General features: G+C 68.5%; 14 protein-coding genes. 3 read left to right on the forward strand and 11 right to left on the reverse strand.

Annotated elements, in window-relative coordinates:
- Positions 1-108: 108 nt before the first annotated feature.
- Both mqnP and ACH4YL_RS15485 read right to left on the reverse strand, forming a co-directional pair.
- Complete coding sequence (gene mqnP / locus ACH4YL_RS15480) at positions 109-1,011, reverse strand: menaquinone biosynthesis prenyltransferase MqnP (RefSeq protein WP_398507805.1); 903 nt, start codon at positions 1,009-1,011, stop codon at positions 109-111.
- Positions 1,008-2,459, reverse strand: coding sequence for a menaquinone biosynthesis decarboxylase (locus ACH4YL_RS15485; RefSeq protein ID WP_398507806.1), 1,452 nt, complete (start codon positions 2,457-2,459; stop codon positions 1,008-1,010). The genes mqnP and ACH4YL_RS15485 overlap by 4 nt, the downstream gene beginning before the upstream one ends.
- 88 nt (positions 2,460-2,547) lie before the next feature.
- Between ACH4YL_RS15485 and ACH4YL_RS15490 the strand changes: the two genes are divergently transcribed.
- Together ACH4YL_RS15490 and ACH4YL_RS15495 are read left to right on the forward strand one after the other, a co-directional pair.
- Positions 2,548-2,937, forward strand: a complete 390-nt coding sequence (locus ACH4YL_RS15490; RefSeq protein WP_398507807.1) for a PLD nuclease N-terminal domain-containing protein — start codon at positions 2,548-2,550, stop codon at positions 2,935-2,937.
- Between the two features lie 10 nt (positions 2,938-2,947).
- Complete coding sequence (locus ACH4YL_RS15495; protein ID WP_398507808.1) at positions 2,948-3,844, forward strand: LysR family transcriptional regulator; 897 nt, start codon at positions 2,948-2,950, stop codon at positions 3,842-3,844.
- Here the strand turns inward: ACH4YL_RS15495 and ACH4YL_RS15500 are convergent.
- Positions 3,798-4,706: a DMT family transporter gene (locus tag ACH4YL_RS15500; protein ID WP_398507809.1), complete on the reverse strand. Its 909-nt coding sequence runs from the start codon at positions 4,704-4,706 to the stop codon at positions 3,798-3,800. The genes ACH4YL_RS15495 and ACH4YL_RS15500 overlap by 47 nt on opposite strands.
- Before the next feature lie 135 nt (positions 4,707-4,841).
- Here ACH4YL_RS15500 and ACH4YL_RS15505 point away from each other — a divergent pair, with 135 nt between their 5' ends.
- Positions 4,842-5,774, forward strand: a complete 933-nt coding sequence (locus tag ACH4YL_RS15505; RefSeq protein WP_398507810.1) for an isopenicillin N synthase family dioxygenase — start codon at positions 4,842-4,844, stop codon at positions 5,772-5,774.
- Positions 5,775-5,792: 18 nt separating this feature from the next.
- Here ACH4YL_RS15505 and ACH4YL_RS15510 read toward each other — a convergent pair whose 3' ends face one another.
- From ACH4YL_RS15510 to hemL, 8 genes are all read right to left on the reverse strand, one after another.
- A complete protein-coding gene (locus tag ACH4YL_RS15510; protein ID WP_398507811.1) occupies positions 5,793-6,299 on the reverse strand; it encodes an SRPBCC domain-containing protein in 507 nt (168 codons plus the stop codon).
- Between the two features lie 36 nt (positions 6,300-6,335).
- Positions 6,336-7,421, reverse strand: coding sequence for a c-type cytochrome biogenesis protein CcsB (gene ccsB, locus ACH4YL_RS15515; protein WP_398507812.1), 1,086 nt, complete (start codon positions 7,419-7,421; stop codon positions 6,336-6,338).
- Positions 7,418-9,127, reverse strand: coding sequence for a cytochrome c biogenesis protein ResB (locus ACH4YL_RS15520; RefSeq protein WP_398507813.1), 1,710 nt, complete (start codon positions 9,125-9,127; stop codon positions 7,418-7,420). Before ACH4YL_RS15520 ends, ccsB begins: the two co-directional genes overlap by 4 nt.
- 6 nt (positions 9,128-9,133) lie before the next feature.
- A complete protein-coding gene (locus ACH4YL_RS15525; protein WP_398507893.1) occupies positions 9,134-9,871 on the reverse strand; it encodes a cytochrome c biogenesis CcdA family protein in 738 nt (245 codons plus the stop codon).
- 31 nt (positions 9,872-9,902) lie between these two features.
- The gene (locus ACH4YL_RS15530) at positions 9,903-10,508 is read right to left on the reverse strand and encodes a TlpA family protein disulfide reductase (protein ID WP_398507814.1); all 606 of its coding nucleotides are present in this window, start codon (positions 10,506-10,508) and stop codon (positions 9,903-9,905) included.
- Between the two features lie 89 nt (positions 10,509-10,597).
- Entirely contained in the window at positions 10,598-11,857 is a 1,260-nt protein-coding gene (locus tag ACH4YL_RS15535) for a hypothetical protein (protein WP_398507815.1), read from the reverse strand.
- 113 nt (positions 11,858-11,970) lie between these two features.
- Positions 11,971-12,672 (reverse strand): histidine phosphatase family protein, encoded by a 702-nt coding sequence (locus tag ACH4YL_RS15540; RefSeq protein WP_398507816.1) that lies wholly within the window; start codon positions 12,670-12,672, stop codon positions 11,971-11,973.
- The gene (hemL, locus tag ACH4YL_RS15545) at positions 12,669-13,976 is read right to left on the reverse strand and encodes a glutamate-1-semialdehyde 2,1-aminomutase (protein ID WP_398507817.1); all 1,308 of its coding nucleotides are present in this window, start codon (positions 13,974-13,976) and stop codon (positions 12,669-12,671) included. Before hemL ends, ACH4YL_RS15540 begins: the two co-directional genes overlap by 4 nt.
- Between the last annotated feature and the right edge of the window lie 224 nt (positions 13,977-14,200).

Below are 14,200 nucleotides of genomic sequence, written 5' to 3' on the forward strand. Positions count from 1 at the left end.
GAGCCATGCCGACTGACGACAACGCGGCGAGGCGCGGTGCCAGGGCACGCGAGCCCGGCAAGATCCAGACGACAGGCCCTAGGCCCGACAAGAGCGCCCGGACAGGGCCTAGACCGTCAGGCCCCGCACCAACAAGTCCAGCAGCGCGCAGCCGAACAGCACGATCCCGATGAACCCGTTCACCGTGAAGAACGCGCGGTTCACGCGCGACAGATCACCCGGCCGCACAATCGAGTGCTCGTACAGGAACGCCGCCGTCACCACCGAGAGCCCCAGCCAGAAGAAGAACCCCGCGTCCGTCGCCAGCGCGTACCAGACCAGCAGCACCGTCGTCACGACATGCGCCGCCCGTGCCCCGTACAGCGCCGCCGGGATCCCGAAGCGGGCCGGGACCGACAGCACGCCCTCCGCGCGGTCCGCCTGGACGTCCTGGCAGGCGAAGATCAGGTCGAAGCCGCCGATCCAGATGCCGACCGCGAGACCGAGGATCACCGCGTCCCAGGACCAGGTGCCGGTGATCGCGATCCACGCGCCGACCGGGCCCATGGCCTGGGCGACGCCGAGGATCGCGTGCGGGAAGTTCGTGAACCGTTTGCCGTACGGGTAGACCACCATCGGGATGACCGCGATCGGCGCGAGCGCCAGACACAGCGGGTTCAGCGCGGCCGCCGCGCCGAGGAAGACCACGACGGCGACAAGGGCGCCGGTCCAGGCGGACTTGACGGTGACCGCGCCGGTGACCAGTTCGCGCGAGGCCGTCCGCGGATTCCGCGCGTCGATCTCGCGGTCGATGATCCGGTTGCAGGCCATCGCGAAGGTACGCAGGCCCACCATCGCGATCGTGACGAGCAGCAGCCGCCCCCAGTGGATGTTCTTGTCCAGCTGGAACATCGCGGTGAGCGAGGCGATGTACGCGAAGGGCAGCGCGAAGACCGAGTGCTCGATCATCACCAGCCTCAGGAAGGCCCGGGCACCGCCCGGCTGGGGTACCGCGGCGGCGGAGGCGCTCACAGGCCGTACTCCTTCCAGCGGCGGTCGACCAGCGCCGCCGTGTCCGGGTCGGACTCGACCATGTTCGGCCAGCCGCCGTCCCGTACGTATCCCTCTTCAGGGAGCTTCTTCGTCGCGTCGATGCCCGCCTTGCCGCCCCAGAACTGCTGGTAGGAGGCGTGGTCGAGATGGTCGACCGGGCCCTCGACGACGGTGAGGTCCCGCCCGTAGTCGGTGTTGCCGAGCGCGCGCCACGACACCTCGTGCAGATCGTGCACGTCGCAGTCCGCGTCCACGACCACGATCAGTTTGGTCAGCGACATCATGTGCGCGCCCCAGATCGCGTGCATGACCTTCTGCGCGTGCTTCGGGTACTTCTTGTCGATCGAGACGATCGCGCAGTTGTGGAAGCCGCCGGACTCCGGCAGATGGTAGTCCACGATGTCCGGCACGATGATCTTGAGCAGGGGGAGGAAGAAGCGTTCGGTCGCCCGGCCCAGCGGGCCGTCCTCCGTCGGCGGCCGGCCCACCACGATCGACTGGAGCAGCGGACGCTTGCGCATCGTGACGCAGTCGATGGTCAGCGCGGGAAACGGTTCCTGCGGGGTGTAGAAGCCGGTGTGGTCGCCGAACGGGCCCTCCGGCCGCATCTCTCCGGGCTCCAGCCAGCCCTCCAGCACGACTTCGGCCTGCGCCGGGACCTGGAGCGGCACGGTCTTGCAGTCGACCATCTCGGTCCGCTTGCCCGCGACGAAGCCGGCGAAGAGGTACTCGTCGATATCTCCGGGCAGCGGCGCTGTCGACGCGTAAGTCACCGCGGGCGGACAGCCGAACGCGATGGCGACCGGCAGCCGCTCACCGCGCTTCGCCGCCACCGCGTAGTGGTTGCGGCTGTCCTTGTGGATCTGCCAGTGCATGCCGATGGTCCGCCGGTCGTGCCGCTGCAGCCGGTAGAGACCGAGATTCCGCACGCCCGTCTCGGGATGCTTGGTGTGCGTGAGACCGAGGTTGAAGAAGGAGCCGCCGTCCTCGGGCCAGGTGAACAGCGCGGGCAACTGGTCCAGATCGACGTCGTCGCCGCGCAGGACGACCTCCTGCACCGGAGCGTCCTTCACCTTCTTCGGCGGCACGTGCACCATCGTGCCGAGCTTGCCGAACGCCTCGCGCACACCGACGAACCCGTGCGGCAGCTCCGGCTTGAGCAGCCCGCCGATCTTGTCGCTGATCTCGGAGTACGACTTGAGGCCGAGCGCCTTGAGCAGCCGGCGGTCCGTCCCGAAGACGTTCATCGCCAGCGGCATGGCCGAGCCGCGCACATTCTCGAAGAGCAACGCGGGCCCGCCCGCCTTGTTCACCCGGTCGACGATCTCCCCGACCTCGAGATACGGGTCCACCTCGGCCTTGATGCGCTTGAGGTCTCCCTCGCGCTCCAGCGCCCTCAGCAGGGAGCGAAGATCGTCGTAAGCCATGCGCTCCAGTATCCGGTACGAGCTACCCTGGCCGCGTCACCGGGGCCGTTCCGCGCCCCGCCACCTCGATCTGGGGGACCGTACGGCCATGCTCAGGTATCTGCCCCTTCTGCTGGTCCTGGCGCTGTGGATCTACGCGTTCATCGACTGCCTCAACACCCCCGAGAACGAGGTGCGGCATCTGCCGAAGGTCGTCTGGGTCATCATCGTGCTGCTCTTCGGCGAGGTGCTGATCGGCCCGATCGCCTGGCTGGTCGCCGGCCGCCCGCGCAGGACGGCGGCAGGCCCGGGCGCCTCGGGCCGCCGCGGCGGCTGGGTCGCTCCCGACGACAACCCGGACTTCCTCAAGTCGATCAAGGACGAACCGGCGCCCTCGCAGAGCGAGCAGGACGACGCGCTGCTGAAGGACTGGGAGGCGGATCTGCGCCGCCGCGAGGAGGAGCTCAAGCGCCGCGAGCGCGAAGACGACGAGAGCTGAAGGAACGCTGATGGAGCTTCGGCTGCTGGTCACCTTCGAAAAGGTCGCCACCGTCCTCAGCTTCACCCAGGCGGCGGCCGAGCTGAAGTACGCCCAGTCCAGCGTCACCAGCCAGATCCGCGCCCTGGAGAGCTCGCTCGGCACGGAGCTCTTCGACCGGCTCGGCAGCCGGATCCGGCTCACCGAGGCCGGTGAGCGGCTGCTGCCGTACGCCCGCCGGATCATCGAGCTCAACGACGAGGCCAGAGCTGCGGTCGCCGGTGCCGACGAGCCCGCCGGGACGATCAACGTAGGCACCATGGAGTCGCTGACCTCCTACCGGCTGCCCGCGCTGCTCGAACTGTTCCACCACCGCTATCCGCAGGTGAAGCTGTCGCTGCGGCCGACCCTCGGCGACGAGACCCGGCAGGCACTGCGCCAGGGCGTGTACGACATCGGCTTCCTGCTGGAGCGCGAGACCGAGCACGCGGGCCTGGAGTCCGAGGTACTGGCGGCCGAGCCGCTGGTGCTGGTGAGCGCGCCCGCGCACCCGCTGGCCGGCTCGCCGGCCCTGGTGACCGGCGATCTGACGGACGTACAGCTCATCGGCACGGAACCGGGCTGCCCGTACCGCGATCTGTTCGAGCAGGAGCTGCGCGAACACACCGGCGCCCCGCCGCCGTTCATGGAGTTCGGCACGATCGAGGCGACCAAGCGGGGCGTGGCGGGCGGGCTCGGCGTGGCGCTGCTGCCGCGGATGACGGTCCGTGCGGAGCTGGCGTCCGGGGCGCTCGTCGAGCTGCCGTGGAAGCCGCCGTTCCAGCTGTACACGCAGGTGGCGTGGCGCGAGGGCAAGCGGCTTCCGCGGCATGTGCGGCTGTTCATCGACGAGACGATGCGGCTGGTGCGGGAGCAGGAGTCGAACTAGCCACCGCCCGGGGCGACTTGGCCATGTTCACCTTCAGGCTGGCGAGCACGATCAACGGGACGCCGAGCGCCTGGACGAGCCCGATGTGGTGCCCGTACACCGCCCAGTCGGCGACCATCGCGACGGCCGGGTAGGTGAAGGCGAGCACCGCGATCTTCGCGGTGGGCAGCTTCTGGTACGCCGCGTACATCAGCACATACATCAGTCCGGTGTGGATGATGCCGAGACCGGCCAGCCATGCCCAGCCCGCGCCGAGCGATCCGGCGGCGGCGAAGTCGGCCAGCGGCAGCAGCAGCGGGATGCCCGCCAGGACCTGGACGAGGGCCACGAGATGCGGTCGTACGCCGGTGATGCGCTTGGTGATCAGCGTGGAGATCGCGTAGAACAGCGCGGCCAGCAGGGCAAGGCCGATGCCGGAGAGCGATCCGAGATCGCCGGGCCGCACGCCGGAGACGAGGACAAGACCCGCGAACGCGGCGGCCAGCCAGCCCAGTTGGGCGCCGGTGAGACGTTCGCGCAGCACGACCGCGCCGAGCAGCACCAGGAAGAACGGCTGTGTGTGGTAGATGACCGTGGCCAGCGAGATCGAGGTGGCCTCGTACGCCTTGAACAGGAACACCCAGTTGAAGACGATGAACGCGCCGCCCGCGACGGCCAGTCCGAGCGTCCGCGGGCTGAACCCGTGGTCGCGCAGCCAGCCGCGGGCGATCACATAGGCGCCGAGTGCGAGCGCGCCGAACAAGCAGCGGAAGAACACGACGTTGAAGGGCGACGCGCCGGATTCGACGACAAAGATCCCGAGCGTGCCGGAGAGCACCATCGCGGCGGTGAGCTGGGCCGTTCCCTTGTTTTCCGAGGTCATGCCTTGACGGTACGAGCGGGCTCGCGGCCGGTCCACGAGCCACTGGGGCGTCCTTCCGATGGGCCCATCGGCCCGGCCGATGAGGTTCCCCGGCGCAGGTGCGCGCGGGCACTCGCATGGGCAAGCATGAGAGACATGAGCGAGCAGCCCCGCATCCCGACCATCGATCTGCGCCCCTGGCTGTCCGGCGACCCGGCCGCGCGCGCCGAGACCGCGCGGACTGTCGACCGTGCCTTGCGGACGGCCGGCTTTCTGCTGGTCACGGGCCATGGAGTGGACCCTGGCCTGCGTACGGAGATCCGGGCCGCGGCCCGCGCCTTCTTCCGCCTTCCGGCCGCGGCCAAGGAGCCCTACGCCGTCAAGGTGGGCGGCCGCGGCTGGCTCGGTCCCGGCGCCGAGGCCAACGGCTATGCGGAAGGCACCGAGACGCCGCCCGACCTGAAGGAGTCGCTGTCCTTCGCGGCGGAGGAGCCGACCGGTGATCCGGCCGTGGACAGGGAGTGGTTCCTGCCCAACACCTGGCCGGCCGAGACGCCGGCGCTGCGGCCGCTGGTGGAGACGTATCTCGGACAGCTGCGGAAGCTCTCGGACCTGCTGCTGGAAGTGCTCGGGGTCGCGCTCGGCGAGCCCGAGGACTTCTTCACCCGCCACACCGGACACCCGACCTGGGGCTTCAACATCAACTGGTACCCGGGCACGGAGGTCGTCGGCGAGCCCGCGCCCGGCCAGTTCCGCATCGGCCCGCACACGGACTTCGGCACGGTCACCGTCCTGGACCGGCAGGCGGGCAAGGGCGGGCTCCAGGTCTTCACGGACGACGGCGGCTGGGAGGACGCGCCGTACGATCCGGCGGCGTTCACCATCAACATCGGCGACCTGATGGTCCACTGGACCGACGGCCGCTGGCGCTCGGGCCGCCACCGGGTGCTGCCGCCGCCGCTGGACGCTCCTGCGGAGGAGCTGATGTCACTGGTGTACTTCTACGAGTGCGATCCGGGCACGTCGGTCAGAGGTGTCGACTCCCACGCGTATCTGCGGGCGCAACTCGACGCGATCACGGCGGACTAGGACACGACCCAGCGCCCCTCAGACGTACTCGGCCCTCAGCTGCTCCCACCGGTCCGGCGTCCAGGACGACCAGTCCGTCACCGGCGCTCCCGCCAACGCCCGCTCCAGCAGCTCGAAGTGGTGGTGCCAGCCCGCCAGATTGTCCAGCCGCACCTCGTCCGTACCGCGGAACTCGTTGGTGAAGCGCAGCACGGTGCTCGACACGCCCACCGTCTCCAGGTGGAAGCGGATCCGCCCGTGCACGGAGACGGTGTACTCCGCCACGCGCTCGACGTCCCACGCGGTGACCGTCCCGGACGCCACCGTGTGCGCGCCCTCGTCCTCTGCGTTGAGCCAGCGCAACGTCACCGCGCCGCCGATCCGCGGCTCCAGGACATCGGCCGCGGCCAGCCAGCCCGGCAGTCCCTCCGGAGTCGCGACGGCCGCCCACACGGCGTCCGCCGGATGCGGCAGATGGAGCTCGAAGCGCAGCAGATGCAGATCGCCGTCCCGGGTCTCGCTGGTGCCACGAGGGAACTCGCTCATGGCACCAGCGTCACGCTCCCGGAGCCCGGACGCTACTCAGACCCCGGCGTAGGAGTGCTTGCCGGTGACGAAGATGTTCACGCCGTAATAGTTGAAGAGCCAGCAGCCGAACGCGGCGAGCGCCAGGTAGGCGGCCTTGCGGCCCTTCCAGCCGGCGGTGGCGCGGGCATGCAGATAGCAGGCGTACGCGACCCAGGTGATGAAGGACCAGACCTCCTTGGGGTCCCAGCCCCAGTAGCGGCCCCAGGCGTCGCCCGCCCAGATCGCGCCGGCGATGATCGTGAAGGTCCACAGCGGGAAGACCGCGGCGTTGATCCGGTACGCGAACTTGTCCAGCGAGGCCGCCGACGGCAGCCGGTCCAGTACCGAGGAGGCGAAGGAACCGGGCTTGCCGCCTGTTGCGAGCTTGTTCTCGTAGGAGTCCCGGAAGAGGTAGAGCACGGTGCCGACCGCACCGAGATAGAAGACCGCACCGCAGATGATCGCGGTGGAGACATGGATCCAGAGCCAGTACGAGTGCAGCGCCGGGACCAGCTGGTCGCTGTCGGTGTACAGCACGGTGGTGGCGATGCCCAGGTCCAGCAGGACGGTGGTGACCAGCGGCAGACCCACCCAGCGGATCGGCTTGCGGGCGAGCAGGAAGCCGAGGTACACGCCGACCGCCACCGTGGAGAAGGTGGTGGAGAACTCGTACATGTTGCCCCAGGGCGCGCGCTGCACCGCCACCGCCCGAGTGACGACTCCGACCGCCTCGATGAGGAAGGCCAGCACCGTCAGCGAGACGGCGATCCGCCCGTACAGGTCGCCCTTCTCGGTGCCGCCGGCCGCGCCGGGGCCGTCCGGCACATCGCGCCGCCCGGCCGCCGACCGCGTGATGATCTTCGGCCGCTCCAGTACGGCGGTGCCGCCGGCCTGCTGGGCGACCTGGACCTTCACGCTGCCCGTCTGCTGCGCCTGCGCGCCGGTCAGCGCGGCGGCCGTGCGGCCGACCTTGCTGCGGCTGCCGAAGACCCACTCCGCGATGTGCGCGAAGAACGCGAGGGTGTAGACGGCCATCGACGCGTAGATCAGCGAATTGCTGAACTGGGCCAGATTTTCGTTGGTTGCGGCGGCGAGCGTCACTTCTCAGCCCCTTCGGAAGGTACGTCTGAGGATTCAGGTACGTCTGAGGGTTCTTCAGGCGCGGTCGGCGCCTGCGCATGCAAGGTCCCGGCCAGATCGGCCAGTTCTTCGGGCAGCTTCGCGGACTCGCTGCGGCCGAGCCCCGCCATCTCGACGACGGTCACGCCGTCGTCACCCGTGACGGCCCGCACCCAGAGGCGGCGGCGCTGGATGAACAGCGAGCCGACGAGACCGGCGATCGCGGCGACCGCTCCGGTCAGCGCCCAGCCGCTGGCGGGCTGCTCCGAGATCTGGAAGGTCGCCCACTCCTTCACGTCCTTCTCGAACGTGATGGAGCCCGCGCCGTCCGGCAGCGTCAGGGTCTCGCCGGGCAGCAGGTCCTTCTTGAGGATCCGGCCCTTGTCGTCCTTGAACGCCTTCATCTTGCTGGTGTCGAGCTGGTACACGTTCTGCAGCAGTCCCGAGTCCACGCCGAGACTGCCGTGGTACGCGCCCACATTGAGCACCGGGAACTCGAGTCCGGGGAACTGCGAGAACATCGTCCCCTTCCCCTTGCCCGCGAACGTCGGCACGAACAGCGCGGCAAAGCCCAGCTGGTCCTTCTTGCCGTTCTTGTCGCGGTAGCCGTCCATCACCTTGATGGCGCCGGTGGAGGTGACGTTGTTGTCGATGGGCAGCAGCGGCACCGCGCCGTTGAAGACGACCTTGCCCTTGCCGTCCCTGACCGTGACGACGGGGGCGTACCCGTGGCCGTTGAGATAGACCTTGGTGCTGCCGAACACCAGGGGCTTGTTCACCTCGATGGCCTTCTTGCCCTCGGTGCCGTCGCCCTTGGTGTAGGTGACCTCGGCCTTGTAGACGCGCGGCGTGCCGCGCTCGGGCCCGCTCTTGGCGTACGTGCCGGTGAACTTGTCCAGCGTGAAGCTGAACGGCGGGAGTTCGTCGGCGCTGAACATCGACCCGGACTTGAAGTCGTCGTACTGCGTCAGCGTGTTGGAGAAGCCGTCGCCCTCGACGACCAGCTTTCCGCCCTCGGACTTGAAGAGCTGGCCCACCGCGAACGCCACCAGCATCACGATCAGCGCGATGTGGAAGATCAGGTTGCCCGCCTCGCGCAGATAGCCCTTCTCGGCGGCGACCGCGTCACCGACGACATGGGCGCGGAAGCGGCGGCGCTTCACGATCGCGAGCGCGGCCTCGCGCACCTGCTCGGGCTCGGCGTGCGTACGCCACGTCGTGTACGCGGGCATCCGGGTCAGCCGCCCGGGCGCGCCCGGCGGCCGGCCGCGGAGCTGGCCGACGAACTGCCAGGAGCGCGGCACGATGCAGCCGATGAGGGAGACGAACAGCAGGATGTAGATCGCCGAGAACCAGACCGAGCTGTAGACGTCGAAGAACTGCAGCTTCTCGAGGAGCGGCGTCCAGAACTCGTGGGTGGCCTTCCAGTCCGCCACCTTCAGCTCGTCCACGCTGTTCTGCGGGATGAGCGAGCCGGGGATCGCGCCCAGCGACAGCAGGAACAGCAGGATCAGCGCGACCCGCATCGAGGTCAGCTGCCGCCAGAACCAGCGAACCCAGCCGATGACGCCGAGCGTCGGTCCGCCGACCCCGCCGGAGAGCTCTTCGCGCGGCGCGGTGGAGAGCTGCGCCCCGGCCGCGGCGTACTCACCGCTGTCCCGCTGCTCTTCGGTCTCTGTGTTGCTCATCGGAGTTCAGACCCCCACCGTGAAGCCGTTGGTCCAGCCCTGCATCTGCTGCACCAGGGTGTCCCACACACCGGTCAGCAGCAGCACACCGGTCGCGATCATCATGATGCCGCCGGTCCGCATCACCCAGACGTAGTGGCGCTTGACCCAGCCGAACGCGCCCAGCGCCTTGCGGAAGGCGACCGCCGCGAGGACGAAGGGCAGTCCCAGACCGATGCAGTACGCGACCGTCAGTATGGCCCCGCGGCCCGCGCTCGCCTGCTCGGCCGCGAGCACCTGCACGGCCGAGAGCGTCGGGCCGATGCACGGCGTCCAGCCGACGCCGAACAGCGCGCCCAGCAGCGGAGCGCCGGCCAGACCGGTCACCGGCCGCTTGTGGAAGCGGAATTCACGCTGGGTGAGCCACGGCATCATGCCCATGAAGAAGACGCCGAGCAGGATCATCAGCACGCCGAGGATCTTGGAGAGCACCTCACGCTGTCCTTGCAGCGTCGAGCCGAAGTAGCCGAACAGCGCGCCGCCGGAGACGAAGACGGCGGTGAAGCCGAGGACGAACAGGGAGGCTCCGGCGACCATCCGGCCGCGTCTGGCCTCGGCGAGGTCGGTGCCGCTGACGCCGGTGACATAGCTGAGATAGCCGGGTACGAGCGGCAGCACGCACGGCGAGAAGAAGGAGACGAGTCCGCCGAGTACGGCGATCGGCAGCGCGAGTACCAGCGCGCCGCCCAGGACCGTTTCATTCATGCCGGATGCCGCGGCGAGAACCTGCACGGGATCACTTCTCCGCGATCAGCGGTTCGACGATCTTGCGGAGTTCCGTCTCGTCGAGCGCCTTCAGCGAGCGGGCCGCGATCTTGCCTTCGCGGTCGAGCACGATCGTGGAAGGAATCGCCTGCGGATTGAGGCTGCCCTTGGGGAAGCCGTTGACGATCAGTTTGCCGGCCGGGTCGTACAGGCTCGGGTACTCGACGCCGTAATCCTGCTCGAAGGCGAGCGCCGGCGTCTTGTTGGGGTCGCGGGTATTGATCCCGACGAACTCCACGCCCTGCGACTTCGTCGCCTTGGCGACCTTGGCGAAATGCTTGGCCTCGGCGCGGCACGGCGGGCACCAGGAGCCCCACACATTCAGCACGACGACCTTGCCCTTGAGGTCGGCGATGTCGAGCTGTTTGCCGTCGAGGGTCTCTCCGGCGAGCTTGTTGGGCGTGGTGCGCTGCCCCTTCGCCGCGGTGGAGATGCCGCCGGCGTCGGTGACGAAGTTGGTGTTGCCGCCGCCGCCGGACTTTCCGGTGTCCCCGCCGGTGCAGGCGGACAGCGTGAGCGCGCCGACGGCGACCGCGGTGGTCAGCAGGGCAGCACGAGAGGCACGGCTAAGGCTCATGTGAAAAGTTTCGCATGGCGCTTGAGGCGATCTTCCGCGGCCCCCTCGGTGCCGCTCTCCGTGCCTCCGATGCCCGGAAAGGCCCCTTGTCAGGCCGCGTTAAAAAATGTGTTCCAGCCGCCTGCCGGGCCCTGGCCGACATCCAGCGTGCGGAGCTTGGCGAGCACCTGCGGGTCCTGGACGTCGAGCCAGTCGCAGAACTGGCGGAAGGAGACCAGCCGTACGTCCTTCTTGCCGGCCATGCCCTTGAGCGCCTCCTCGACGGCGTCCATGTATATGCCGCCGTTCCACTGCTCGAAGTGGTTGCCTATGTAGAACGGCGCGCGATTGGACTCGTACGCCCGGTTGAATCCGGCGAGATACGCATCGGTGGCCTGCCGCTTCCAGCCGGGATAGCGCGACGGTATGCCCTTGGTCGAATTCTGCGACTGATTGGCGAGCATGTTGTAGTCCATCGAGAGCACCTCGAAGGAGTGCCCCGGAAACGGCACTTGCTGCAACGGCAGATCCCACAGGCCGCCCCGCTTCTCCGGCCACATCTGGCGGCCGCCCGGCGAGCTGGCGTCATAGCGCCAGCCGAGCGTCTTCGCCGTCGGCAGCAGCTTGTCCCGGCCGAGGAGACAGGGTGTGCGCGCGCCGACCAGTTCCTTGCGGTAGTCGAAGGGCAGCGGGTCGAGATCCTTCCAGCCGGTGTTCGTACGCCATTCGGTGACGAACGACACAGCCTGGTCGATCTCTTTCTGCCAGTCGGCGGGAGACCAGTTGCCGACCGATCCGGAACCGGCACAGAAATGCCCGTTGAAGTGCGTGCCTATCTCATGGCCGTCGAGCCATGCCTGGCGTACGTGCTTCAGCGTCTCCTTGATGTGGTCATCGGTGAGATAGCCGATGTCGGACGCGCCGATGCCATTGTTCGGCGGGCGGTAGAGCGTCTTCTTGGACTCGGGCAGCAGATAGATCCCGGAGAGGAAGAAGGTCATGGCCGCGCCCTCGTTCTTGGCGAGTTCGAGGAAGCGCGGAAAGAGGCCATTGCCGACCTCGCCGGCGCCGTCCCAGGAGAAGACCACGAATTGCGGCGGCGTCTGCCCCGGTTCGAGAGGAACGGGGGCCTGCGGCTGGTGCGGCTGCTTTCCGGTGTCGGAGGTGGAGCCGTCGCCTATGGGCCTGCCCTGGCTCTTCGACGGCGAGGGATCGCTGCCTTCTCCCTTGCCGGAACCGTTGCTACTGCCGCCATTTGAGCCGCTATGTCCGCTTTCGCCACCGCCCAGAGACCCGCAGCCCGCGACCGAGATCGCGGCCGCGGCTCCAAGTCCCGCTCCGAGCAGGCCCCTTCGGCTGATGTTCCGCATTTCGTCCCCCGTCCGCGCTCCCTGATAAGGGGGAGCCCTTCCAAACCGGCCACCGATTTAGAGGGCATGCGCAGGACGGGGGTTCCTGGGCGACTGCTTATTTTTGTGAAGACCTACGCACCAAATGCTTTCGCTTTACCCTTCACCGGCTTGGCACCGGCAAGAAGATGGGCCGGAACAAGATCGCGCGCGGGCTCGGTGTAACCGACGGAGACAATGCGGTCACCGTGGAATGTGAACGTGGTCAGTGACGCGAGTGTGCACTGACGGCGGCGCGGATCGTGCCAGAGACGACGCCGCTCGACAAAGCTCCGCACGATCCAGATCGGCAGCTGATGGCTGACGCACACGGCCTCGTGCCCGCGGGCCGCGTCGCGTGCCGTGTTCAGCGCGCCCATCATCCGTACGACCTGGTCGACGTACGGCTCGCCCCAGGACGGGCGGAACGGATTCGTCAGATGCTTCCAGTTGCCCGGCTTGCGCAGCGCGCCGTCGCCCACGCCGAAGGTCTTGCCCTCGAAGACATTGGCCGCCTCGATCAGCCGCTCGTCGGTGTCGAGGGTCAGGCCGTGGTTCTTGGCGATCGGCGCGGCGGTCTCCTGCGCGCGCTCCAGCGGAGAGGAGACGACATGCGTGATGTCGCGGCCCGCGAGATGCTCGGCGACCCGGTCGGCCATCTGGCGGCCGAGCTCGGACAGGTGGTAGCCGGCGCGGCGGCCGTAGAGCACCCCGTCCGGGTTCTCGACCTCGCCGTGCCGCACCACATGCACGACGGTGATCTCTTCGCTTTCGGTGCCGTTGGTCAGCTCGCTCATGCCGTCGCCTCCGCTGCGGCGCGGGCGGCGGCGGGCAGCGCGGCGGCGATCCGCTCGACGGCCCGCTCGTCGTGCGCGGTCGAGACGAACCACGACTCGAAGGCCGAGGGCGGCAGATAGACGCCGTCCGCGAGCATCGAGTGGAAGAACGCGTTGAAGCGGAATGCTTCCTGCTTCTTCGCGTCCTCGTAGTTGCGCACGTCTCTGCCGGTGAAGAAGACCGAGAACATGTTGCTCGCGGTCTGCAGCCGGTGCGCGACGCCTTCCTTGGTGAGCGCGCCGGTGACCAGGGCCCGGATCTCCTCGGAGACCTTGTCGACCTTCTCGTACGCGGCGTCGTCGAGGAGCCGGAGCTGCGCGAGACCGGCGGCCGTGGCCACCGGGTTACCGGAGAGCGTGCCTGCCTGGTAGACCGGTCCGGCGGGCGCGAGATGCCCCATCACGTCCGCCCGGCCGCCGAAGGCGGCGGCCGGGAACCCACCGCCCATGACCTTGCCGAAGGTCATCAGGTCGGGCTTCACGCCGTCGATGCCGTACCAGCCGGCCTTCGACGTGCGGAAGCCGGTCATCACCTCGTCGGAGATGTACAGCGCGCCGTTCTTGGCGCAGGCGTCCTTGAGGCCCTGGTTGAAGCCGGGACCCGGCGGGACCACGCCCATGTTGCCGGGCGAGGCCTCGGTGATCACACAGGCGATCTCGCCGGGATGCGCGTGGAACGCCTCGTGCACGGCCTCCAGGTCGTTGTACGGCAGCACGATCGTGTCGCCCGCCTGAGCGCCGGTGACGCCGGGCGTATCGGGCAGCGCGAAGGTCGCGACTCCGGAGCCGGCCGCGGCCAGCAGCGCGTCCACATGACCGTGGTAGCAGCCGGCGAACTTGATGACCTTGGCCCGGCCGGTGAAACCGCGGGCCAGCCGGATCGCCGACATGGTGGCTTCCGTACCGCTGGAAACCAGCCGTACCTGCTCGATGGGCCCGACCCGGGCCACGATCTCCTCGGCGAGCGCGACCTCGCCCTCACCGGGCGTGCCGAAGGAGGTGCCGCGGGCGACGGCGGTCTGTACGGCCTGGATCACCTCGGGATGTGCGTGCCCGAGGATCATCGGCCCCCACGAGCAGACGAGGTCGACATATTCGCGTCCGTCCGCATCGGTGAGGTACGGGCCGGTACCGGACACCATGAACCGGGGCGTACCGCCCACGGCACGGAAGGCACGCACGGGAGAGTTCACGCCGCCGGGCGTCACGAGGGACGCGCGGTCGAAAAGCGTCTGCGAAACTGGTGCTTCGTATGAATACGCCACTTTGGTCCTGATCTGCGATTCGGGTGTACGGGCGGCCGGGGCGGAATGATCTCGGCCAACGGTGAGCAAGGAGCGCGATCTCCTCGTATTACGAAACGGCGTCACCCCCCTCGCGTCTGCGAAACTGGGGCGACACAGGGAAAGCTCACGGAATCCATGGTGTCAGAGGCCCCGGCGATCTAGCGGACTGGTGTTTCACCGCACGTTCGTGGGGGAGGTCACTG

The sequence above is a fragment of the Streptomyces sp. NPDC020681 genome (assembly GCF_044334895.1).
Lineage (GTDB): Bacteria > Actinomycetota > Actinomycetes > Streptomycetales > Streptomycetaceae > Streptomyces.